Annotated in this window: 21 protein-coding genes and 1 pseudogene; 13 read left to right on the forward strand and 9 right to left on the reverse strand. The window is 42.4% G+C overall.

The features are described 5' to 3' along the window. Window positions 1–427: pseudogene (locus C7Y66_RS21945) on the forward strand (dynamin family protein); the annotation flags it as partial. A 126-nt stretch (window positions 428–553) separates the two neighbouring features. Here C7Y66_RS21945 and C7Y66_RS21950 read toward each other — a convergent pair. Continuing rightward, window positions 554–1240, reverse strand: a complete 687-nt coding sequence (locus C7Y66_RS21950; protein ID WP_015156027.1) for a DUF4142 domain-containing protein — start codon at window positions 1238–1240, stop codon at window positions 554–556. Between the two features lie 31 nt (window positions 1241–1271). Between C7Y66_RS21950 and C7Y66_RS30630 the strand changes: the two genes are divergently transcribed. Then, the gene (locus tag C7Y66_RS30630; RefSeq protein ID WP_146149843.1) at window positions 1272–1469 is read left to right on the forward strand and encodes a hypothetical protein; all 198 of its coding nucleotides are present in this window, start codon (window positions 1272–1274) and stop codon (window positions 1467–1469) included. A gap of 119 nt (window positions 1470–1588) precedes the next feature. Next, the gene (locus C7Y66_RS21955) at window positions 1589–3112 is read left to right on the forward strand and encodes an Ig-like domain-containing protein (RefSeq protein WP_106547221.1); all 1524 of its coding nucleotides are present in this window, start codon (window positions 1589–1591) and stop codon (window positions 3110–3112) included. A 2-nt stretch (window positions 3113–3114) separates the two neighbouring features. On the opposite strand, the gene C7Y66_RS21960 is transcribed toward C7Y66_RS21955, so the two are convergent. Further along, window positions 3115–4524: an isochorismate synthase MenF gene (locus C7Y66_RS21960; protein ID WP_106547222.1), complete on the reverse strand. Its 1410-nt coding sequence runs from the start codon at window positions 4522–4524 to the stop codon at window positions 3115–3117. A 94-nt stretch (window positions 4525–4618) separates the two neighbouring features. On the opposite strand from C7Y66_RS21960, the gene C7Y66_RS21965 reads away from it, so the two are divergent. The 4 genes from C7Y66_RS21965 (at window position 4619) to C7Y66_RS21980 (ending at window position 8299) form a co-directional block, all read left to right on the forward strand. Beyond that, window positions 4619–4831, forward strand: a complete 213-nt coding sequence (locus tag C7Y66_RS21965) for a hypothetical protein (protein ID WP_127024099.1) — start codon at window positions 4619–4621, stop codon at window positions 4829–4831. 120 nt (window positions 4832–4951) lie between these two features. Then, on the forward strand, window positions 4952–5860 hold the full coding sequence (gene menA / locus C7Y66_RS21970; protein WP_106547223.1) for a 2-carboxy-1,4-naphthoquinone phytyltransferase: 909 nt from the start codon (window positions 4952–4954) through the stop codon (window positions 5858–5860). A gap of 46 nt (window positions 5861–5906) precedes the next feature. Then, window positions 5907–6887 (forward strand): o-succinylbenzoate synthase, encoded by a 981-nt coding sequence (locus tag C7Y66_RS21975; RefSeq protein ID WP_106547224.1) that lies wholly within the window; start codon window positions 5907–5909, stop codon window positions 6885–6887. Next, on the forward strand, window positions 6872–8299 hold the full coding sequence (locus C7Y66_RS21980) for a 2-succinylbenzoate--CoA ligase (RefSeq protein WP_106547225.1): 1428 nt from the start codon (window positions 6872–6874) through the stop codon (window positions 8297–8299). Before C7Y66_RS21975 ends, C7Y66_RS21980 begins: the two co-directional genes overlap by 16 nt. On the opposite strand, the gene C7Y66_RS21985 is transcribed toward C7Y66_RS21980, so the two are convergent. Beyond that, entirely contained in the window at window positions 8259–8669 is a 411-nt protein-coding gene (locus tag C7Y66_RS21985; protein WP_106547226.1) for a thioesterase family protein, read from the reverse strand. The two genes, C7Y66_RS21980 and C7Y66_RS21985, sit on opposite strands and share 41 nt — an antisense overlap. 364 nt (window positions 8670–9033) lie before the next feature. Here C7Y66_RS21985 and C7Y66_RS21990 point away from each other — a divergent pair, with 364 nt between their 5' ends. Both C7Y66_RS21990 and C7Y66_RS21995 read left to right on the forward strand, forming a co-directional pair. Further along, on the forward strand, window positions 9034–9489 hold the full coding sequence (locus C7Y66_RS21990; protein ID WP_158265974.1) for a MarR family winged helix-turn-helix transcriptional regulator: 456 nt from the start codon (window positions 9034–9036) through the stop codon (window positions 9487–9489). A 95-nt stretch (window positions 9490–9584) separates the two neighbouring features. Further along, entirely contained in the window at window positions 9585–10175 is a 591-nt protein-coding gene (locus C7Y66_RS21995; RefSeq protein WP_106547228.1) for a hypothetical protein, read from the forward strand. A gap of 15 nt (window positions 10176–10190) precedes the next feature. On the opposite strand, the gene C7Y66_RS22000 is transcribed toward C7Y66_RS21995, so the two are convergent. Beyond that, window positions 10191–10967 (reverse strand): ABC transporter permease, encoded by a 777-nt coding sequence (locus C7Y66_RS22000; protein ID WP_106547229.1) that lies wholly within the window; start codon window positions 10965–10967, stop codon window positions 10191–10193. Window positions 10968–10990: 23 nt separating this feature from the next. Between C7Y66_RS22000 and C7Y66_RS32590 the strand changes: the two genes are divergently transcribed. Further along, the gene (locus tag C7Y66_RS32590; RefSeq protein ID WP_106547230.1) at window positions 10991–13054 is read left to right on the forward strand and encodes an FAD-dependent oxidoreductase; all 2064 of its coding nucleotides are present in this window, start codon (window positions 10991–10993) and stop codon (window positions 13052–13054) included. A gap of 71 nt (window positions 13055–13125) precedes the next feature. After that, a complete protein-coding gene (locus tag C7Y66_RS22010; protein WP_106547231.1) occupies window positions 13126–14181 on the forward strand; it encodes an aromatic ring-hydroxylating dioxygenase subunit alpha in 1056 nt (351 codons plus the stop codon). A 57-nt stretch (window positions 14182–14238) separates the two neighbouring features. Here the strand turns inward: C7Y66_RS22010 and C7Y66_RS22015 are convergent, their stop codons facing one another. Then, on the reverse strand, window positions 14239–15213 hold the full coding sequence (locus tag C7Y66_RS22015) for a cysteine synthase A (protein ID WP_106547232.1): 975 nt from the start codon (window positions 15211–15213) through the stop codon (window positions 14239–14241). A gap of 226 nt (window positions 15214–15439) precedes the next feature. On the opposite strand from C7Y66_RS22015, the gene C7Y66_RS22020 reads away from it, so the two are divergent. Continuing rightward, window positions 15440–16198, forward strand: coding sequence for a HEAT repeat domain-containing protein (locus tag C7Y66_RS22020; RefSeq protein ID WP_015156040.1), 759 nt, complete (start codon window positions 15440–15442; stop codon window positions 16196–16198). 68 nt (window positions 16199–16266) lie between these two features. Here the strand turns inward: C7Y66_RS22020 and C7Y66_RS22025 are convergent, their stop codons facing one another. Then, window positions 16267–18483 carry a bifunctional diguanylate cyclase/phosphodiesterase gene (locus C7Y66_RS22025; protein ID WP_233222796.1) on the reverse strand — a complete coding sequence of 739 codons (2217 nt, stop codon included), beginning with the start codon at window positions 18481–18483 and terminating at the stop codon, window positions 16267–16269. An 842-nt stretch (window positions 18484–19325) separates the two neighbouring features. Further along, window positions 19326–20819, reverse strand: a complete 1494-nt coding sequence (locus C7Y66_RS22030) for a NarK family nitrate/nitrite MFS transporter (protein ID WP_106547233.1) — start codon at window positions 20817–20819, stop codon at window positions 19326–19328. A 781-nt stretch (window positions 20820–21600) separates the two neighbouring features. Here C7Y66_RS22030 and C7Y66_RS22035 point away from each other — a divergent pair. Further along, window positions 21601–21846 (forward strand): hypothetical protein, encoded by a 246-nt coding sequence (locus C7Y66_RS22035; RefSeq protein ID WP_106547234.1) that lies wholly within the window; start codon window positions 21601–21603, stop codon window positions 21844–21846. A 149-nt stretch (window positions 21847–21995) separates the two neighbouring features. On the opposite strand, the gene C7Y66_RS22040 is transcribed toward C7Y66_RS22035, so the two are convergent. Next, window positions 21996–22634, reverse strand: a complete 639-nt coding sequence (locus C7Y66_RS22040) for a hypothetical protein (RefSeq protein WP_015156044.1) — start codon at window positions 22632–22634, stop codon at window positions 21996–21998. 549 nt (window positions 22635–23183) lie between these two features. Beyond that, window positions 23184–23513: hypothetical protein (locus C7Y66_RS31275; protein ID WP_158265975.1), on the reverse strand; the 330-nt coding region annotated here is incomplete at its 5' end.

The raw sequence follows: 23513 nt of genomic DNA on the forward strand, positions 1-23513 counted from the left end.
CGGTAATGTGGAAGTATTAAGAAATCAGCGTCAGTGGTGGCATTGGTTGTGGATAGTTCCCGTAGAAGTCAAAGTTCAGATCCGACGACCGCGAGTGATTGAAGATTACTATACTGTATCTTTAAATACGCTAATTGCCAAAGTGAATCAATCGATTGAAGGCAGTATTGATAATATTAATTTGGAAATCGAGAAATATCTAGATAAAGATTTTCAGCAAAGAGTGGATGTATTTTTTGCAAATCTCGATACTTTTCTCCATAATTACAGAGATAATTTGAGCCAAGCTCAAATCGATCAAAAACTATCTCTAGAAGAAAAAGAAAAATTGGTAGAAGAACTGAGTTTTCTTCTACCTGAAGCCACAGCACAAATCCAAACCGCAGAAAGTTATATTGAATATACAGACCAAATGCTGAGCAACTAGTGTAAGAAGAAACGATTAATGTAGAGACGTTATATGTAATGTCTCTATCTGTACGGGCGGGTTTTGGACAAAGACTTGTGGTTACAGCCGTGAATACGCTTGCGCGCACCCGCCCCTACGACTCACTTATTTTTTAGTAGCACTATTACCCGTTTGTTTTTGTGCCTGTTGCAAATGCTCTTGTACTGTGGGTAAGACTTTAGCAGCAAAAGCTTTTAGATCTGGATCTTGACCTTGTTTCGCCTGCTGGCTGAATAAAGCTTCTTGCTGAGCGTGGGCTTTAACTCCTGCCTCGTTCATATATGCCTTATCAAAAGCGCTGCCAGAAAGCTTCGATAGCTTTGCCCGTACAGCTTCATTTTTTTGACCGATGGTTTTTGGTGGAGTTACACCTTTTTGTTGTGCCAAAGCCATTAGCTCTTGATTAACTTTAGTATGCTCGTCAATCATGTGCTGAGCATAATCTTTTACCTCTTGGCTAGAGGCGCGTTGCAAGGCAAGTTTTCCGAGTTGGACTTCCGCCATTCCCCCTTGGGCTGCTTCAGTAATAAACTGCCGATCTTGAGTACTGAGTTGCTGATTTTGCCCGGTTGTGCTGGGTTGAGTCTGAGTTGAATCGCGATTAGGTTGGTTTATGCTGGGATTCGACTCAGTTGCACCAGGTGTAGAGCGAGTTGCATCAGGAACAGGCTGCGTCGTAGTTCCAGGAGAAGATTGAGTTGGGGATTGACTTGATTGTGCTAAGGTTTTGTATTCTAAAGAGACAAACAACCCGACTGCCACAAGAGCAGCAGTGATAATTTTGCGTTGCATTGCTATTAAACTTCCTTGTTTTGTAATGCTTATGTATTCCTCACACCCTCACTCATGCCGTCAAGTGACTGACAGATCGCGGGTGTTTGTTAAGCGATTGTTCAAAGTGTGGCGATCGCATTTGACTAGTACATCTGCTTCATCCGCACCTATTCTCTATTTGCAATCTCCAGCCGATCTCCAACCTCTACCTGAAGAGTCATTCGTCATTGGTCATTTGTTATATTGACTACAAAAAATCAGCACTCGGTGACTAGTGGCTAGGGACTGGTGACTAGACCGAAACAAGAAACTAGCTACTAGCCACCAGCCACTATCCACTCCCTCACAATCAACAACCAATTTAAGATGTCAGCTACTAAGTCTTGGTTCCAACCCATCGATCGCGTGGCGATCGCCCTGATCTTCGTTCTCAGTCTGCTCATTGGACTGTTGGTGTGGCGCGGGGACATAGTTGCACCCAAAGTGAGAGATTTTAGTTGGCAAGCTAGACAGATTGGTGCTAGCGATCGCTCTTTTAGCCTCACGTTTAGCCGTCCGATGAATACCAATAGCGTCGAGGCAAACTTACAAATCGATCCGCCACTACCAGGTAAAGTTAGTTGGGCAGGACGACGGTTAGCGTATACTTTGCTAGAACCAGCACCCTATGGCGCGACGTATCGCGTGCAGTTACGCTTTGCCAGAGATAAGTTTACGCCTGAAACAGATTTGAGGCGGCTGCTACAACCTTTTGAGGCAACTTTTAGTACCCGCGATCGCGCTTTTGTCTATCTCGGTGTAGAAGGAGAGGAACAAGGCAGGCTCGTCCTTTACAATTTCACCCAGCAAAAGAAAACGATCCTCACGCCGAAAAATCTGGCAGTCGTTGATTATAAGCTTTATCCTCATGGTGACAAAATTCTCTTTTCTGCTAGCGATCGCCAAAATCGGCAAAATCAAAATCCCCAAGGGTTACTTTCTGCCCAGATTTATACTGTCACAACTGGAATTTCTACCCCTCAACCAGATCGGACTCACTGGTTTTCTTTCTTGAATCGTCAACAAGTCCCGTCTCCAGGCAAAATTGACCTAATTTTAGATAACAAAGACTATCAAAATCTCAAATTTGACTTGTCTCCCGATGGCAACACTATATTGGTGCAGCGTGTCAGCCAGCGTCAATCCGATCGATTTGGTTTTTGGATCGTCCGTCCCAATTCTCCGCCGCAGGAAATGGAAACGGAACCAGGAGGAGACTTTTTAATTACTCCTGACAGTCAAACAGTAGCAGTTGCCCAAGGACAAGGAGTCGCAATTTTACCTTTACAAGCTGATGCCAAAAAACCCTTAGAATTTCTGCCTCAATTTGGTATGGTACTGGACTTTGCCCCCGATGGTACGCAAGGGGCAATGGTGCGGTTTAATTCCGATTACACGCGATCGCTATTTTTAGTCACAAACCAAGGCGTACAAAGAGAATTATTACGCACGACTGGTTCTATTCTCAGCGCTCAGTTCGATCCGCGTGCCGGAATTCTCTACTGCTTGCTGACACAGTTGATGCAGGGAAATACTTATGAGGAACAGCCGTATTTAAGCGCGATCGATCTCAAAACCGGAAAACAAACGCCTCTAGTCGTGCTACCCAATCAGAGAGATATTCAGATGAGTTTAGCTCCCGATGGCTTGGGTTTGCTATTCGATCAAGTCGTGACAGCAGCCAATGCTAACCCATCTCCAACTTTACCTCGTACCGAGCAAGGACAGGCGATCGCCACCAGTCATTTATGGCTACTCCCACTTCCTGAAACTATAAATGCCGATCTCACCAACCAATTGCGTCCCGAACAGTTGCCCTTACCTGGCTTTCGTCCCAGATGGATACCTTAGTCTCAAATCAAAGCTTTCAGTAATGCCTGTAATTTCAACCTGACTTCGGCAATTTCTCGATCGGGATTAGAGCCAGCAACAATCCCAGCACCAGCATACAACCTAGCGCGATCGCCATCAATTAAAGCCGAACGAATTCCCACAATAAACTCGCTATCTCCTTGATGATTTACCCAACCTAAAGGTGCGGCATACAAACCTCTTTCAAACTTTTCGTAGGTGCGAATTTTTTTGCAAGCGAGTTGTCTGCTAACTCCTCCTACTGCTGGAGTTGGATGTAAAGCGGCAACAATTTCTAATGGATGAACATCAATCGGAACTTTAGCTTGAATTGGTGTCCATAAATGTTGAATATTTGCTAGTCGCCGTAACCGAGGCGATAATAATCGTGCTGCAATACCGAGTTCTTGCAAACTTTGCGTAATAAAGTCAATCACAACTCGATGTTCGTGTCTTTCTTTTTCACTCTGCAATAATTGATTGGCTAATACTGCATCTTCCGCCGTTGTTTTTCCTCGCGAAATCGAACCTGCTAAAGCATCGGTGAATAGTTGGCGATCGCGAATGCTAATTAATCGTTCTGGACTCGCGCCAATAAAGTTTTGTCCTTTCCCATTATGAGTAGAAAACACGTAACAATCGGGATGCATCTGTCGCAAGCGGTTGAGACAATTAAATAAGTTAAAGTTGGTATTTGCCTGCACGTCAATTGCATGAGCCAGGACAACTTTACTCAGTTGTTGCTCGTAAATTAATTCCGAACAGTCAATAACTGCTTGTTTAAAGCGATCGATACTACTGACATCAACTTGACTGAATTCTCGTTGAAAATGATTTCCTTCGTTTTCTGGCTGTTCTATTGAGGTAATCTCATGAATCTTACGCCATAATTGTTGAATGAATACATCTATATTTGTATCTGCTTCAATTGGCAAGTTAGCAACTAATACGCAGCGTTCGCCTTGTCTAGCAATTTGCCAGCGGGGTAGAAATACTGTAGCAACTGGAAAGGGATAATCTGCTGTAGCCTCCGAGAAAAAACTGAAGCTACAAAAGAAATGTGGTTTAGCAAAAGTATGGTTAGAAGAATCAAAAATATCGGTTTCTTTTAAACAAGAGCGAATAAACTTTTGAGTCAAATGAAAACGATGTGCACCTGCCAATTGTAACTGTGCTACAGCATCAATAGCAGCGATCGCCTCTCCTTTGCTTTTATTCTCGAAATAGAAATTTAATTGATGGGGTCGAGCTAATTTTTCTAGTAAAGCCAGCGGATCGATCGAATCGATCTCCAGAGAAATGCTGACGATTTGAGAACAATTTCGATCGCAGTTTTTTTGCGAAGCTACAAGAAACTGGTATAGCTTCTGGCAGTTTAAGTGGTAGTTGGCAGGGCGCGGTAAAAGGAGCATGAATGTTAAAGTAAACTATTTTTGCATCCAAGTTTAGTAAATTTTTTTTAACTGTAAATTTTTTTTAACTTCTGTTCCTAAAGATTATTAAATCGTGATGGGATGGCTACAGGCGATCGGTTTGCATACGAGGAGCGAGGAGCAAGGAGTGTTAGCAAAGCGGGACGAAGTCCAGAGCGAGAGAAAACCGCTAGAACGCAGACAGCATGGGAATGACAGCTACTCTCATGCCGCAAATGCACCGATCCCTATAGTACAAGAAATGGGGACGGTCATCAGTTGTCAGTTATCAGTTATCAGTGACTAGTGGCTAGTGGCTAGTGGCTAGTGATAAGAATTGAGTCTGGTTCCACTAGCCACTCACTATCAACCAACTGCCAACTCCCATTACCCATTACCAACTACCAATTACCAATCACCCTTTAAAATGACAACAAAGCTGATTACATATTCTAATTCTCAACCTAAATCGAAATTGTGGATGGCAGCAATTAAACCACCAATGTACAGCGTTGCCATTATTCCAATTTGGGTAGGGACTGCGGTAGCAGTTGCGCAAACAAAAAGTTTGAATGCAGGCGTATTTTCGACTTTTCTCACTGCTGCTATCTGTATTGTGGCTTGGAGTAATATCAGCAATGATGTTTTCGATTCTGAAACGGGAATCGATAAAAATAAAGCTCACTCTTTGGTGAATTTAACTGGAAATAAACGTCTAATTTTCTGGATTGGGAATCTGTTTTTGATTTTGGGTTTATTGGGTATTTTAGCGATCGCCTGGTGGCAACGAGACTTAACTATAATTGGAATTATCCTCGCGTGCTGCGCGATCGGCTACGCTTATCAGGGACCACCTTTTCGCTTAGGATATCACGGGTTAGGGGAAATTCTGTGCTTTGTAGCTTATGGTCCACTCGCAGTTTCAGCAGCTTATTATAGTCAAACTCAATCTTGGTCAACAACAAACTTAGCTGCTTCAATTATTGTCGGAACTATTACTAGCTTAATTCTATTTTGTTCTCACTTTCACCAAATCAAGGACGATCTCGCTGCCGGAAAGCGATCGCCTATTGTCCGTTTGGGTACGGCTTTATCTGCTAATTTATTACCCTGGATTTGTGGCAGTATTTACACCTTAACCAGTTTATTAGCAGTTTTAAATATATTTCCAACGTGGACTTTACTAAGTTGGTTAAGCTTACCCTTTGCAATTAAGTTGTGTCGGCACGTTCTACAATATCATGACCAACCAGAAAAAGTAAGCAATTGTAAGTTTATTGCCGTAGGGTTGCATTTTGTCTGCGGATTACTGTTAGGATTAGGATTCATGTTATAGGTGTCAGTTATTAGTGACTGGTGACTAGTGGCTAGAGAAGATTCCCATGACTCAATTCGATTTTCGTCCTTATCGACGACGATTTAAACCACCTCTACAAACAAATCATGGCGTTTGGGATGTGCGAGATGGGATTATAATTCGATTGACTGGCGATTCAAATGTGGGATATGGTGAGATTGCACCTATTAGTTGGTTTGGTTCGGAAACAGTAGAACAAGCCTTAGATTTTTGTCGTCAGCTACCAAAAGAAATTTCTGAGGAAATCATTTTTTCAATTCCCGATCGCCTTCCCGCTTGTCAGTTTGGATTTGAATCAGCATGGGAAAATGTTAATTGTGGTAGTAGGGGCGTACATCTGTACGCCCCTACAACATCTTTGCCTTACAGTGCCTTACTTCCTGCTGGCAAAGCCGCCTTATCAACCTGGCAAGGTTTAGCAAAAGATGGTTACAACACTTTTAAATGGAAAATTGGAGTTTATCCGATTTCGGAAGAATTAGCAATTTTTCACCACTTAATTGAAGTATTGCCAGAGAGAGTAAAACTGCGATTAGATGCCAATGGGGGACTGAGTTATGATGAGGCAAATTTGTGGCTGTATACCTGCGATAATGTTATGGCAACGGGAGTAGGTGTAGAAATTGAATATATCGAACAGCCGCTTGCTGTAGAAAAGTTTACCGAAATGCAGGAATTAAGTTACTTTTATGCTACCGCGATCGCGCTGGATGAATCTGTAGCTACTTTGACTCAATTAGAGACTTGCTATCAGCAGGGATGGCGAGGAATTTTTACGATCAAACCCAGTATTGCTGGTTCGCCAAGTCGTTTGCGAAAGTTCTGTCAAGAACGCAAAATTGATGCGGTATTCTCTTCCGTATTTGAAACTATTGTCGGTAGACAAGCAGCTTTAAAACTAGCAGCAGAACTATCTATCAATCGTCGCGCAGTTGGATTTGGCGTACATCACTGGTTAGAGGAAAATGAACAAACCTGGCTAGAACAATTATGGCAAGCTTGTTAGAAACTATAAAGAAATCTGGCGATCGCCATTGGTTAATTGGTGGCGATCGCGACGAACTTGTCGAACTAGCAGAGCAATTTTATTTAGAAATTATCGAGCAATCTTCTCAAAAGAATTCGCCTAGAATTATTGTAGCTGAAAGCAACCCAATTCGATTTCTAGCTGGATTTATCGCTGCCTGTAGTGCAGATTGTTCTGTCTTTCTCTGCAATCCCTTTTGGGGAGAAGGAGAATGGCAGCAAGTATTTGATATCGTACAGCCAGATGTGATTTGGGGAGAAGTCAAGAATCAAAAAAGAACAGCGCTAATTCCGAATTCCGAATTCCGAATTCCGAATTCATCTATCATGATTCCCACGGGTGGATCGTCGGGTGAAATTCGTTTCGCCATTCATACTTGGGATACCTTAAGTGCATCCGTTCGAGGCTTTCAAACATACTTTCAAATTCAGCAAATTAATTCTTTTTGTGTTTTACCTCTATATCATGTTAGTGGCTTAATGCAATTTATGCGATCGCTAACTACTGGCGGTAAATTAGCAATTTTTCCTTTTAAAACTATAGAATCTGGAGTTATACCCGATATCGATCCTGAAGATTTTTTTATTTCTTTGGTTCCAACTCAACTTCAGCGTCTATTACAGAGTTCAACTTTAATCGATTGGTTGGCACAATTCCAAACAGTATTATTAGGTGGCGCGTCTGCTTGGCAAGAACTTTTAGATCGAGCCAGAGATTATAGAATCAGACTAGCACCTACTTATGGAATGACAGAAACGGCATCACAAATTGCTACCCTCAAGCCAGAAGATTTTCTTCAAGGATATAACAGTTGCGGTCGAGTCTTACCTCACGCGCAAATTAGGATTATTAATTCTAAGCAGGAAATATTAAATCCCAATGAAATTGGCACGATTTGCATTCAGGCTAAGTCTTTAGCTTTAGGCTACTATCCAGATTTGTTAGAACAAGTAGAGATTCAGGTAGACGATCTAGGTTATATAGACGATCGCGGCTATTTAAATATTGTCGGTCGCAACAGTCATAAGATTATTACAGGAGGCGAAAACGTATATCCTTGTGAAGTTGAGGCGGCGATTAGAGCAACTCAATTAGTCAATGATATTGTTGTAATTGGACTTTGCGATCGCATTTGGGGAGAAGTCGTCACGGCAATTTACGTTCCTAAATTTCCGTCAGTTTCTGCAAGAGAAATTAAAGCCGCGATCGCCAATACGTTATCTAAATTTAAGATCCCTAAATATTGGATTAGCGCTCAAAAGTTACCTCGTAACGCGCAAGGTAAACTCAACCGAGAACAATTAAAAGCGATCGCGATTTTGACTCAAGAAAATCGCGATCCAGATTTGTCTAATCTACCCACTGTTGAAACCACTGGACAATCTCGCTAGGTAGTTGTTGTCTGCTTCTGCTTTCTGGATCGATACAAACGTGTTCTGTCAATACTTTGGCAACTTCGCGATCGCCTGCGTCAACCATTCTATAAGTTACCTCAAAATAATCATCGCCCATATATTTCGGCGTGAGATTGACTAAAATTTTATCGCCACAAAACATCGGACGAAAAAAATCTGCACTGGCATGAACGATCGGAACGGCAACTGACGACGATTTACTGAAAAATGCTTGGATGTTAATCCCCGATGCCGCTAAAGACTCTTCGTAAGCTTCATGGCACATAGATAGAACGCTGGCAAAGTAAACAACCCCAGCTGCATCAGTATCCTGAAAGCGAATAGTACGAGTATACGTAAATGTCATTTATCGAGGAGTATGTTCACATCTATTTATCTCCGATAGTGCCAGAATTAGCTACTATTTTTTTTCTTTTTCTTAATTTTTAACGCCGATACAGGACGATCCACATTTTGTTGCAGTTCTAGTTATTCCTACATCCTGGATTTGTCACTACTTTGCGACGATGCAGCACATTCTTGAATAGTAGTATACCTCCATAGCATTCATGCTTTCATTGGTATAGCTCACTCCAGTATCTCAAATCAGCCACATTCGCTAAAAAATAGTTGAAACAATAAATTGTTGAATCACTCAACTATTTGCTAAGCTAACTATTATGGTTTGATCGTAGATGCTAAGTTATACATGAAGTTACATCACGAACGGATTGAAAAAGAACACTGGAGAGCGTTCCACGTTTTTACCACTACGTCCTGCGTTAGCAAAGTGGACAAGCGTGCTGTTGATAAAGGCAGCGGATAGATTGCGCCATTCGTTCACGAGTCACCTATCTCCACTAGAGATTCACCCAAAGCATTATGGAATTCTCTTTCTGCTCGATGAGCAAGGACCCTTATCTCAGGCAGAAATAGCACAGCAAGTGGAGGTTGACCGAGCATTGATGGTTCAATTTATAGATCGTCTAGAGCAACTGGAACTAGTTGAACGGATGCCGAATCCAAGCGATCGCCGCTCTTATGCTGTCACATTAACTCATAAAGGGCAGGAGTTTTTAAAACAAGCAACTGAGTTAGCTAGAACCGCAGAATCGGAGTTTCTCGCTCCGTTATCACCTGAAGAACGCCAGCAATTGCATGATTTATTAACTAGATTGCTACTGTAAGTAGGTGACACAAGTTAACTCAAGAGCGGTTGATAGTTACCTCATAAAGCTCAATGCAATTAAATCAAATATTTTATTCATAGAGGACATCTGTGATGAAAATTGCCGTGGCTAAAAAACTAATTAAGGTAGCACTAACAACAACAGCCACCATATTAATTAGCTCCGCAACAATACCAAAAGTTTATGCTCGCGAAGTCAAACTAGACACTTTATGTCAAAAATTTCCCCTGAATTCTCGCTGTCAAGGGGAGAAATCTTCTACAGCGATCGCAGATCGCGTGCAGCAGGTTATCAAGCTGAAACTTGAAACCTCTGGTCCTGATGATGAATGGATTCGACTGGAACGGATGGGTAATACTGTAAAGTTGTTGCACACAACCAGAGTGAAAACAGTTTTTTCGCAGGTAATTAATGGCATAGCATCGGCTGCTCCCATCCCTATACCTAGAATCTTTAACTTCTATGAGTGGGATGATCATCCTACTACAAAAGTAGCTTTTATGTCAGATAGCTGTTTGCTATTGCAGCGACTCAAACTTTCAAAAGACTGTAAGATTATAGGAACCGATACTTTGCTATTAGCAGAAGAAATAGATATACGTCGCGGCAAATTGACAATTGAATATCGAGAGGGTGACCTATTGCGCTCGATTACCTTTAGACTTCCTGCCAAAGATTCTTGAAAATATTATATTTCCTCACAACCTTCTCTCTACTATCAACATTCGCCGATAAGATAACCATCCTCCCAGTACCATCAATCCCGTGAAGCCAACTAAAAACCAGAAGTTCTCGCTGATTTCAGCCATCTCACTTCCGTTAGCAGAAACTTTTAAAAAAGCTGTATTCATGTGATAAATCGGGTTGAACTTGGCAATTTGTTGTAAATGTTTCGGAAACAAAAAAGCAGGGATAAAAGCACCGCCTAACATCAATAACGGCACGCCAAAAGCCGCGATTAAAGCATTGACATCTTCCGTGCGGCGAGCTAATTGCGTGCCTAAAATAAAACCTAAACCTACGTATGCAGCTATACTCAGTAAAATAATTAAGCAGCCTAAAATCAAGGAGCCATTGAAACTCGCATTAAAAAATAATGAAGAAATCGTATAAATTAGTACAGCTTGTCCTATGCCAATACAACTGTGAGCGAGAAAAATTCCTAAAAAGTAGGAAGTGCCACTTAGAGGAGAAATGAATAGACGCTTGAGAGTTTGTTGTTCTCGTTCGGAAACGATAGTAGCAACCGTACCACCCAAACAGCTGAAAAACAACGCTGCTCCTACTAACGTTAAGGGTGCAGCAATATTAAAAGCTTGGTCTATTGACAGCTTGGCTCGTTCTGCCAAAATAAATCCGTTAAGCAACAATACAGAAACGGGAAAAATACTCCAAAAAATTAAGCTGCGACGGCGACGCAGTAGTTCAATTAAGATTCGTTGTGCTACAGCCAGCGTTTCTCGCCAGTATTTCATCGTGATGGGAGTGAGGAGTTAACTTGAATCCATTATCAAACGACGTGCTTTCACAGCCAATTTCTCGACGCACTTTATTTAAGCTATGTGGGATTGGTGCTGTCGGGGGAGTTGTGGGATACACTCGGTTTTCAAAACCACAGCCTACGGTACACCAACCAGATAGATTAGATCTACCGCGATCGCTAACTCAATCGAAAAGCGTAGTTGTTGTCGGTGGGGGATTAGCTGGATTAGCTTGCGCCTACGAACTGAGTCAGCGCGGATTTGCCGTGACGCTATTAGAGCGATCGCCACAACTGGGTGGTAAGATTGCCAGCTGGCAGGTTGAAGCAGCAGGGGAAACTTTTATGATGGAACACGGCTTCCACGGTTTCTTTCCCCAGTACTACAACCTCAAAAGTATCGTGGCAGAACTAAAAATTCAGGACAATTTTCGGTCTTTAAATTCCTACGCCGTCCTCTATCGGGGGGGAAAGTACCAGCCAGAAGTCTTCCGTCCCAGCCACTCAGCTTTCCCGTGGAATATCGTCGATTTAGCGATCGCCTCTCCCAATCGGCTCAAATGGGGCATTAACCTGACAAAATGGGAACATTGGCAGGTATTTCGGGCAATTACCGGATTTCAAACCCAAAAAACCTTTCAACGTTTAGATAATCTTTCCGTAGCCGAGTGGGTAGAACGGAGTTTTCCGCACGGATTATACGATTTATACTTTTTACCCTTCGCCAAATCAAGCTTAAATGCCCCAGATTTGATGAGTGTGGGGGAATTAATGCAATTTTTCCACTTTTACTTTTTTGGCAATCCCGAAGGACTGGCTTTTAACGGTACGCGCTACGACATGGGTACGAGTTTAGTCCAACCAATTGCGAGTGCGATCGCGCAAAATGGTGGCAAGATCGTCACAGGTGCTAGTGTCACCGCAATTCAAGCTCAAAATGGCAAGATTTCATCTCTCAGCTATTCTCAGGGAGAAGGGGAAAGTACGCCGTTTTGGGTAACGGGAATCGTAGGGGTGCACAGCAGTGCGCCCCTACAAGAATCACGTAGAGGCGGGTTTTTTGAGGATACCAGTCAAACGACGCAGAATTCCGCAGTTAAACCCGCCCTTCCAGAAATTGACAACGGCAAAAACGTAGAATATTACGGTGCAGCCGATCGCGTGTATGTTGTTTCTTCTGAAAAAAAAGAAGCAATCTCCCTTACCTGTACCCATCAAGGCTGTACCGTACAACTCGCAGAAGACGGCAAGTTTCACTGTCCCTGTCATGGCGCAGTATACGATCGCCAAGGGAAAGTTCTGAAAGGACCAGCACAAAGAGATTTACCCCGCTTTCAAGTTGTCAAACAGCAAGAAGATCGATTGCAACTAGTCGGGAGTCGTGAGTCATTGAACAACCAACTACCAACTACCAATTACCAATTACCAATTCAAGCCGACTACTACGTCTTCGCCACTGACGTACCAGGAGTACAACAATTATTTACCTTAGTCGCGGGAGAAGTTAGCCAGCAAGTGCGATCGCAAGTCGAAAAGTTGTCTATAGCCGATCCTTTCGCTGTCTGTCGCTTCTGGTTCGATCGCGATTTTGATTGGCAACACAGCAATTTTACCTCTCTATCTGGCTATCAACTTACCGATAGCATTACTCTTTACCATCGCATTCAGGAACCATATATTGAATGGGCAAATAAAACGGGTGGTAGCGTCGTGGAGTTACACGCCTATTGTTACAAAGAAAAAGAGTTTCCCAATCAGCAAGCTTTATTGACAACATTCGAGCAAGAATTATACGAAATCGTACCGCAGTTACAGCAAGCAAAAATGTTGCATCGGGAATTAGTCAATCAAAAGAATTTCTCTGGTTATCCACCAAATAGCTATAGCGATCGACCGGAGACAAGTACAGAGATTCCTAATTTAATCTTTGCAGGTGATTGGGTCAAAATGCCATTTCCTTGTGGGTTAATGGAGAGGGCTGTCAGCAGTGGGTTATTGGCAGCAAATGAGATTTTACACCGTGAAGGATTGCAAAGGCGATCGCTTTTTTCTGTTAATCCAGAGGGAATGTTGAAGATTTAATTACAGTAGGGTGCGTTAAATAACGCACTCTACAAATTCTATAATTATTAGATTCAAAAATATAGAAAGCTATGCAAACACCCTCGCTAGCCTCACAACAACGCGATATTCGACAAACCGGAATTAATCCGAATCATTGGTATGCAGTCGCCCGTAGTCGTGAAGTTACAACTAACCCTATAGCCATCACTCTTTGGCATCAAGCGATCGCCATTTATCGTGGTGATGATGGTAAAGTATATGCATTAGAAGATCGATGTCCGCACCGTCAAGTTAAACTCAGTCACGGACGAGTTATAGATAACAATATAGAATGCGCTTACCACGGCTGGCGCATTGCTGGAAATGGTGAATGTGTTGCCGTTCCTTATTTAGCAGCAAATCAAAAACTACCCAATTGCAAAATTCGCCATTATCCAATTCGAGAACAAGATGGTTTTGTTTGGTTATTTCCTGGCGATCGCAATCTAGCTACACAACTTCAACCTCTAGGCTTACCAGAGTGGGATCATCTCAACTATATTGCCACTGTTTCAATTATTGAATGTGCCGCTCATTATTCTTACTTAATTGAAAATTTGATGGATATGTATCACGGACATTTACATCAAAGTTGGCAAGCTTGGGCAGATCCAATTTTGCAAGACATTTATGAAGATGAAGGACGAGTTGACGCGCATTATCAAGCACAAAGCTATTACAAAATTGATAAAATCTGGTCGATATCACAATTATTTTTTCCTGCCTTGCGTCGGCTCCATCCCGAACCATTAGACGTAAGTTATATTTATCCTAATTGGGTATCCACATTAGGAAATGATTTTAAAATCTATTGTTTATTTAGTCCAATCAACGAATTAAAAACCCGCGCTTATTTAATTCATTTTACTTCTCTCAATGCCTTCTGGCGCTTGCATAAATTACCCGTAGCTTTTAGGAAGTTCGTTAAAAACAGTTTATTCGGCTCGGCGCAAAAATTATTAGATGGATTAGTACTACAAGATGTACAGATGATTGAAGAGGAACAGCAAGCCTATCTCACCCATCCAGAACACAAGAATCACGAACTCAACCGTGCTTTAGTTAGCGTCCAAAAATTAATTAAAATTCAAGCTAATCCCTCATAGCCCCCCTTTTTAAGGGGGGTTGGGGGGATCTTCCGAGACACGGCTGAGTGAAAAGATTTAAGCTGGCGACAGCCCCTTTTCCGCTAACCAGGTGCGATTAAATAACCGCGATTGATAGCGCGTACCGCTATCGCATAAAATTGTCACAATTGTATGACCTGGACCTAATTGCTTGGCTAGTGCGATCGCCGCACCAACATTAATTCCTGTAGAACCGCCAAGAAACAATCCCTCTTCTTGTAGCAGACGGTAGACAATTTTCACTGCTACATCGTCAGTCACGCGAATTGCATCGTCAATCGGTACGCCTTCCATATTCGCAGTCACGCGGCTATTACCAATACCTTCTGTAATGGAGTTGCCTTCGCTTTTGGTTTCACCTGTTTTGATATAACTGTAAAGCGCACTACCCATCGGATCGGCTAAAACTGTCTTAATGGCAGGATTTTTTTCTTTCAGGTACATAGCTACCCCTGCTAGCGTACCCCCCGTTCCCGTAGAAGTTACCCAAACATCAACTTTACCATCCGTTTGTTCCCAGATTTCTTTACCTGTAGTTTCGTAATGCGCCCTTCTATTGGCTAAATTATCAAACTGATTTGCCCAAATTGCATTTTCCATCTCCTCGGCAATTCTACCGGAGAGTCTGACATAATTATTCGGGTCTTTGTATGGTACGGCAGGAACAGGACGCACCTCAGCCCCCAACAGCCTCAACGCATCCATTTTTTCTTGCGACTGGGTATCGGGAATCACAATTAAGCTTTTGTAGCCCTTAGCATTACAAATATGGGCAAGTCCGATGCCAGTATTTCCCGCTGTCCCTTCCACGACCGTACCCCCAGGCTTGAGAATGCCTTTTTCTTCCGCATCCTTAATAATATAAAGTGCGGCGCGGTCTTTTACCGAACCCCCAGGATTGAGAAATTCTGCCTTACCAAGAATTTCGCATCCAGTCTCTTCACTGAAGCGGTTGAGCCGGATCAGGGGTGTATTGCCTACAGTACCGACAAACCCGTTTTTGATATCCATTCCTAAACTACCGTTAATTATCTTCTATCAAAATTCTGACTTATTGCGGTAGGTAGTAGAGCGTGTTGTCGCGATCTGCAAGTGGCAAACGCAAGTGCGATCGCAGATAAAAACATAAAGGAGTTAGCCGTAGGGTGTCGAGCAGAGTAAAATCATTGTAGCTAACCTATTTGGATCGCCAAGCCACATTGATTGATGGCAAAAGAACGCGGTGAACGGATCGCTCATGTATGACGAAGACGACCTTAGCATATTAGATGAAGCCGTACAGCTAGATAGTCCCCTAGATCATCTAGGTGCTTTAACTGCTGATTCTGAGACTGCAAAACCTAACCCAGATGAAATGCTTGCCCTGCTAGAAAATCCTCAAACTCAGCAGAGGATGCTAGCAGCGCGGGCTTTCTGTGAAATTGAAGATGAGCGGGCAACGCCCCATTTAATTCGCTTACTCACAGATGCTTGTCCTTTAGTCAGAGTCAGCGCTGCCTATGCGATCGGACGCAACCCCAGCCCAGAAGCGGTAGAGGCACTGATTCAACAATTAAATCGAGACTGGAACGGTTACGTGCGTAAGGGAGTTGTCTGGGCTTTAGGCAACTGCCGCGATCGCCGTTCCCTCAAACCTTTAGCAGAAGCTTTGAGAACCGACATTTCCGCCGTGCGGCTGTGGGCTGCTAGCGCTTTAGCACAAATGGCAGAAATCGGTTATGAAGCAGTAGTCGGAGCCATGCCACCCCTGATTGAAGCTTTGGTGCAAGACCCCGTAGCAGCAGTCAGGAGCAATTGCGCTTGGTCGGTAGGTCAATTATGTCGCGAACTCCCTTCTAACGTCGTCTATGCTACGGCAGTCGATGCCCTAATTCAAGCTTTTGCCGAAGATGAAGATTTAGGTGTAAAAGAAGATGCTAGAGCCGCCATTCTCGGTGTCGGCGATCCGCGAGGACTGCAATTGATTGAGACATTGGAACAGGAAGGATGGTTTTAATGAATTCGGAATTCGGAATTCGGAATTCGGAATTCGGAATTAATACGTGAATTTTGAATTGCTCCCTACTACTTAGAAGCATAACAATCGCGACCGGAGGCGATCAGATTCTTGGCAGCATCGCGATTGAGTGGTTTGGAGAATAAGTAGCCTTGAGCAAAGTGTTCTTGCCCAGATGTAGGTTGGAGGGAACAGAGTTGAGCGAGTTGAGATGCGGTTTCTACTCCTTCGGCGACGACATCAATTTTCAAGCTATCGGCTAGGGAAACGATCGCCCGAATAATTTCTAATCGCTCGGAGCTGGTATCTATATCTTGAATGAAGGAGCGATCGATTTTCAAAAAATTGATCGGAAAGCGACTTAAATACGATAAAGAAGAATAACCAGTGCCAAAGTCATCAATGGAAACTTGAATGCCCAACTCTTGTAACTGGATCAATTTGGCTTTAGCAGATGCTAAATCTTCGACAATCGTGCTTTCGGTGATTTCGAGCTTTAAACAATGCGGATCAAAACTAGTTTCTGCTAGAATTTGGCGAATTTTATCCACTAAATCGACTTGGGCAAATTGCTTACCAGAAACATTGACGCTGACTGATAGCGGTGGATCGGAAGGAAATTCTTCGTGCCAAGCACGCATCTGAGTGCAGGCTTCTTGTAACACCCATATGCCTAATGGCAAAATCAGTCCTGTTTCTTCCGCAACACCGATAAATTCTATGGGCGGAATCAAGCCTTTGTCGGGATGCTGCCAGCGGACTAAGGCTTCAAATCCGGTAATTTGGTTGTTATGTAGTGCGACGATTGGCTGGTAGTGGAGTTGAAATTCTTGGTTGATAATTGCCTTGCGCAAGTCTGTTTCTAGGTGCAACATGGCGACAGCGCGATCGCGCATAGTGATGTCAAATACCTCATAACACCCACGTCCCCGTTCTTTTGCCCGATACATGGCTATATCTGCATCTCGTAGCAAGTCTTCAGCACAGTCGTAGTCAGCCGTCTCGATTAACACGCCAATACTTGCATTAGCGTAGACATCTTGTCTGCTGAGGTGGAAAGGTAACTTAAATTCTTGCTGTATCCGCTCGACTAGGTGAATAATATCGTCTTTGTCGTCCACATCTTCAATCAGAACGGCAAACTCATCCCCGCCTAAACGTGACAATGTATCGCTGCTGCGGATACATGCTTTGAGTCTTTGGGCAATATCCATCAATAGCCGATCGCCTACCAAATGTCCCAGGCTATCGTTAATTGTTTTAAACCGATCGAGATCGACGAATAGCACTGCAAAGGAGAAAATGTTGTGACGTTTCGCTAGTTGCAAGACGTGTTCTAAGCGCTCTTGAAATAAAATTCTGTTGGGTAAGCCCGTGAGTCGATCGTGTAAGGCATCATGACTTAACTGAGCTTCGGCACGATGGCGATCGGTAATATCAGTTTGAGAACCAGCCATGCGGTAAGCTTGTCCTTCCTCGTTCCTGACTGCCAAACCGCGACTTAGTACCCAGCGATACGTTCCATCTTTATGTAAAATCCGGTGTTCCCGTTCAAAATGGCTAGTCGTACCATCTAAATGCCGAGATAACTCAAGTTGAAATTGCGCTTTGTCATCGGGATGAATCCGATCGCGCCACTCATTTAAAGTGTTGGCAATCTCGCCATCTGCGTAGCCTAGCATAGCTTTCCAGCGCTGAGAAAAGTAAATTTCATGATTTTCGAGGTTCCAGTCCCACAGTCCTTCATTTGCCCCTTGCATGACTAAATCGTATCGTTCTGAGGCGTTGAGAAACAGGTTTTCTGCTTGTTGGCGCACCGCATCAATTGCTGCAACTTGCGGTAACGTCGTCCAACAGGCGATCGCCACGCTGACAAAAGCTAACGATACTAATAAAAGTAGAAAAATTACACTGCTATTGGCAATATATTTAATACCTAAGAATTGCCGAAAACACCAACCAACTGCCGTAGCACCACAGACTAATAAAACTAAAATACTGAACTGAAGTAAAGCAAAATCTCGTAACGGGAGATCGCTTTTTATCCGATAGCGCTCGATCCACCATTGAGAACGAAAAAACGTCCAAGGAATGTAATTTATTACCTTATTCGCAGCCAAGATGACTAGGAAAAATAGCAGACCAACGATCGCATTTTGCCAATTCCAAGTTCGATCGCCAAAAATTGTTACGGCTGCTTCCACTAGACAAAAGACTGGCAGCCACCACACCCAGCGAACTGCCGATTGCTCGGAATTCGCTCGCCATCCGAGATGAAATCTCATAATCGACATCAGATATCCTGTAGGCATAATGGTGGTAGCAACTCTCAATGGTTCGTCAGCTCGGCTGTAGTGATGGTCATTAATCGTTAGTCATTTGTGATTGATATGAAAGTGGGGTGTTACGTGAAATCTACTTACTATTCACTCTCTTTGCTCATTTGCGGAATAATGATAATGCTTAATGTTTTTTCAATCCTTGCACGAGCAATGTTAGAACTCAATATAGTTCCTATTTTTTCTATCTCTTAAAAAAATAGTGCGCCAGTGCTGGCTAGAATTACTTAAATAGTTATCTCGAAAAAGAGCAGCGTTCAATAGATTTCTCTGGTGCAAGACTTTACTTCAGTTATATGTGGACTAGAGAGCGACCGACTAAAGATTCATAGATTTATGAAACGGGGATTAATAAAAACTTTTAAAGTAGCAATAAAACTTGGAGCGAATTTATAATAACTTTATCCCTAATACTGGTTGTACAGAAAATTGAATATATATGGCATGAGTGAAACTACAGTTTTTTAGTCGTGCCGCAATCTACTCCAATCAAGAGAATTGCAGTAATTCCGCCGACTTATATTGTTCGCATGAAGAAATAGCTGGCTATAGACGAGAATATACGGATATATTTTGTAATTTTCTCATGGAGAAATTCTAGACCTACCGCAATCTTACTTAGGTGTAGGAGTGGGCAATCGCGTAATTATTAAAAATATTAAGAATATTAGAATAAATCTTAAAATGATTGCGTTTTTGTCAGCATATTGAAGGATTGTCAGGTACATATCTATGCATCCTGACAATCACATTATGAGAACATATCGTGTATCGTGGCGATCGCCTACCTACTTTGTTACCGATACTTTGGTGGCGATCGCTTCTGGAACATCTTCCGTACTATGAGAACCTGTTGGTTCTTTGAGGCAGAAAGCACACAAACTAGTCACGATTAAACCCACCACTCCTAACATCTGGAAGAAAACGCGATCGCCTGTTGGATCGTTAGGCAAGAGACTATAAATCGAGAGAAAAGCAACTGCACCAACGTTACCATAAGCTCCCACGTTGCCAGCAATTTGTCCGGTGACGCGACGCTTTATTAAAGGTACGATTGCATAAGTCGCACCTTCTGCTGCCATAACAAAGAACGAAGCGAGTGCTGTCATAACTGCTACTACTGGTAACGGGACATTTCCGCCTAAACTGCTAAAGATCAGATAGCCAATTCCCATCCCAGCCAGCGTGACAACGAGCGTCCACTTACGACTGTTCACTTTATCAGAAATCAATCCCCCACCAGGGCGGGCAAACAGATTCATAAATGCATATATTCCGGCAACCGCCCCTGCTATGGTTGCATTTAAGCCAAAGCCGCGTTGAAAAAATGTCGGCAACATGGAAACAACAGCTAATTCCGAACCGAAACAGGCAACGTAAGCTAACTCTAAACTGGCAACTTGTGAAAATTGATAGCGATCTTCTGGGGGATAGCGTTTTTCACCCTGCATCAACTGCTTATTTGCTTGCCAAATATTGTAAGACTGAAATAAATACAGGCACAGAAGTAGAAACCAAATGACATACATTGTTGTGGCGTTGAAAAATTTAACTTGATTTAAACGCCAAGCAAGTACGCCCAAAATGCCGACTAAAGGCACGTTCATTAGTAATAAAAACCAGAAGTCTTTCTTGGTAGTGACTTCCATTCCCGCACTACTAGCGGGACGTTCGTAAACTTTACCTGGTGGTGTATCTTGGACGTTAAAAAAATAGATGATGCCAAAGATTGCTGCAATAATTCCCGTGGAAGCGATCGCTAAGCGCCAGTTAATTTGTCCTCCGGCAAGAAAAGCTGTTGCTGCGGCAATGGAAGGTAAAGTGAAGGCAGCACCCGCAGAACCAAAGTTCCCCCAGCCACCATAAATTCCTTCTGCCAAGCCAATTTCTTTGGGAGGAAACCACTCAGCTACCATGCGAATTCCAATAACAAATCCACAACCAACAATACTTAAAGCTAAGCGGCTATAAACTAATTGGCTGAAATTTTGGGCAAAGGCAAATGCTAAACACGGAATTGCTGCATATATTAACAAACAGGAATAGGTGATTCGAGGTCCAAATCGATCTAATATCATCCCTACAATAATTCGTGCTGGTACTGTTAAAGCGACGTTACAAAGGGCGATCGTTCTCAATTGGGCTTCGCTTAAACCGAGTTCTGCTTTGACTGTTGGCGCGAAAGGGGCAAAGTTAAACCAGACGACAAACGTGAGAAAAAATGCCAGCCATGTTAAATGTAGAATGCGATAGCGTCCGCTGAATGACCATATACCAGCCATCTCAAATTCTCCCGTAACAACAGTTATCAGTTATTAGTAACCGATAGCTAATAGATCGCTACTTATTAGGGTAGGATTGTGATTTGAATTCAGTTGTTGATGTTTAATATCACTGCTATTTTTAGTTTTTTAAAGCCGTTGACTTTTTCTAAGTTATAAAAGCTTTAGCACGTCAATAGTATAAAATACTACGGTTTGCCAACATTTATTGATGCAATTAATCGATTTTTGCAATTAACACCGCATCAGCACATTATTTATTTTTTATTGTTATTATTTCTTGATACATAAATTAGAGCATCGTTAATAGCTTTGAATTTTCAAATGTGAATCTAATGCAGAAAAGCTTAAAAATTTTTAGATTTTAACGCTCAAATTCTTTGCTCGATAAGGCTTTTAGGAGATCGACAGATTGATTTTTTATTGAATTGGCGCGAAGTTTAATTCAAATGTAGCTACCAAGGAGCTTTGCATAATTATTTTTTAGATATGAATCTATTCCTGATTGCGTAGTTATCAATATCTCTTTTGATAGGTGAATTTAAATAGAAAGCTACTCCGATCTACGGTCATCACAATATACTCGAACACTTAAAGGCAGCGATCGCCACTATCCGGTGTCAGCAGACAGAAGATAGAAGAAAGGGCTGAGGTTCTCAGAGGAAAATCCGCCGATCTTGTAAATTTTTCTAAAATAAATCAAGTTTTGTATTTTTAGATACAGAAAATAACTGTAATATTTAAGTGAAAACAAACTTTTTTATGAATCTGGTGTTTAGCAATGCAGACAAAAAGCAGATTAAGTCGGGAAGAAAGACTGAATCGCATAGCTATAGCTCAAGAGTGGATGGTAGAACTGCCTCATCCTCATCCAGTTAGGCTAGTGCTGCTATTGGTTTTATGTTCTTTTGCGGTAGGGCTGCTACCAATTGCCTATACTCTATCTACAGGAAAAGCGATCGTTACCAATCCGGCGAACGCATCTGGAGAAGCAGGAGTGTGGGGTGTTTTGGGAGAGCAACAATAGTTCCTAAATTAGGAAGTACATAGTATTGACAAACGAAAATCAAAAATAAAAAGTACCCGCTCTCAGGTACTTTTTATAGATGTCAACTAGGCTATTGATGCAAATTGTTTACCTAATTCGGTATGTCAAAAACTACTATGCAGTTCTGATTAAGTATAGTTTCCGTTAGTACGAGGTTTACGCGCACCAGCCGCAGCACCAATCAGGGATGCAATTAAACCTAGCAAGGAACCAAACACAAACCACCACAAGCCTCTCGCAGTTGCATCAGCAGCTTCTTTTGCTTGTTCGGCAGTTAGATTCCCACCTTGTGGTAAGTTGACTCCTTGTTGCACCTGGTTGCTAATTACTCCAGCAGCATTTGCAGCCGCATTGGTAGCAAGACCGAAAGCACCAGTCACACCACTTGCCAACAACCAAGAGCTAAGTGCGAGAGTTGTTGCCCAGAGAATTGCACCATTAAGTAGTGCTGTAGAGCGATTCATCGGTCCACAAGCGCGGGCTGTAAACCAACCGCCTGTGAGCAGAGAAATTAACAAACCGATAGCCGACCAGATACCAACATTTCCTGCAACGTTAGGGGCGTTGGTTCTAGGCGCGCCCGAACCAGCTACCGTGTCTGCTCCAATTGCACCAAATAATGCGCTTAAGATCAATTGAGTTGCTAATGTGACAACTAATCCTGATAGAATTGGACCCCAGCGAACGCGATCGTGATAATCTGTGACCCTAGCTGTAACCGCTGGTTCGGTCATGACTTCATTTACTGGTCGATTGACATATGACATAGCTATTAACTCCTTTGTTTTTTTGTACTTTTGTAAGATTTTTTTTAGCTAATTCACCCTGAGCTTAATTTAGATTAAATTAGCAAATTACCTATCTATCAGTAGAAATAGTTGAGGTATCTGTCTTTAGAAGTAAAAACAAGTTATAAACTTTGAGAGAAGAGAACTTTTGATAATTGTTGAAACTGTCACTAGCTTTACTAGATTTTCTGAGCTAACAAGCAAGAAGAATTAATACTGTTTTTCTAGATACGTGCTTGGCTAATTTCTCTATAGCTGCTGTCGTCAAAGAAAGGATTGAAGGGAACGCCAGCGCTACGAAAACACATCTTAGCGTATAGCTCCAATAGTTTGCCTGCTGATAGAGAAATTAGCAGTAGTGACTCAATGTACTGGAGAGTTATGCGAGCCGAGCTATGTATATAGAAATACTTTTTGACTTAGTGTGGGTTATTTCTTTTGTAACGAAGCTTAAAGTATTTGTCAATTTTGCAAAAAAGGTGTGCTAATTAGATAGAGCAAAATTCATAGCTGGCAACAGTAAAGATTTCAGTAAGCCAAAAGCTGTAGGGGTAAGGTTACCCAAAATCTCCCTTGGAGACAGAACTCTTTAAAGAACCTGCCCGTACAAAAGTCAAAATGTCTACTCGTAAAAGCAACAGCTATTTTAGCTGTTACAATGTGCTGGCTGAAAATCCGACCGCTGACAAACCTAGCAAAATTGACTGAATACCCTAGTAGATTAACCGTGTCAAAACTAACTTTATTCGGAATTAATTTATTGTTACTAGCTGGATTGACTGCCATTGCTCCAGCGCCGACTACGGCAAAAACAACGATCGCCCAAAAAAGTCCAAAAGCTGCCCTTCCCAGCAGCCC

The sequence above is a fragment of the Chroococcidiopsis sp. CCALA 051 genome (genome assembly GCF_003015105.1).
Taxonomy (GTDB): Bacteria; Cyanobacteriota; Cyanobacteriia; order Cyanobacteriales; family Chroococcidiopsidaceae; genus Chroococcidiopsis; species Chroococcidiopsis thermalis.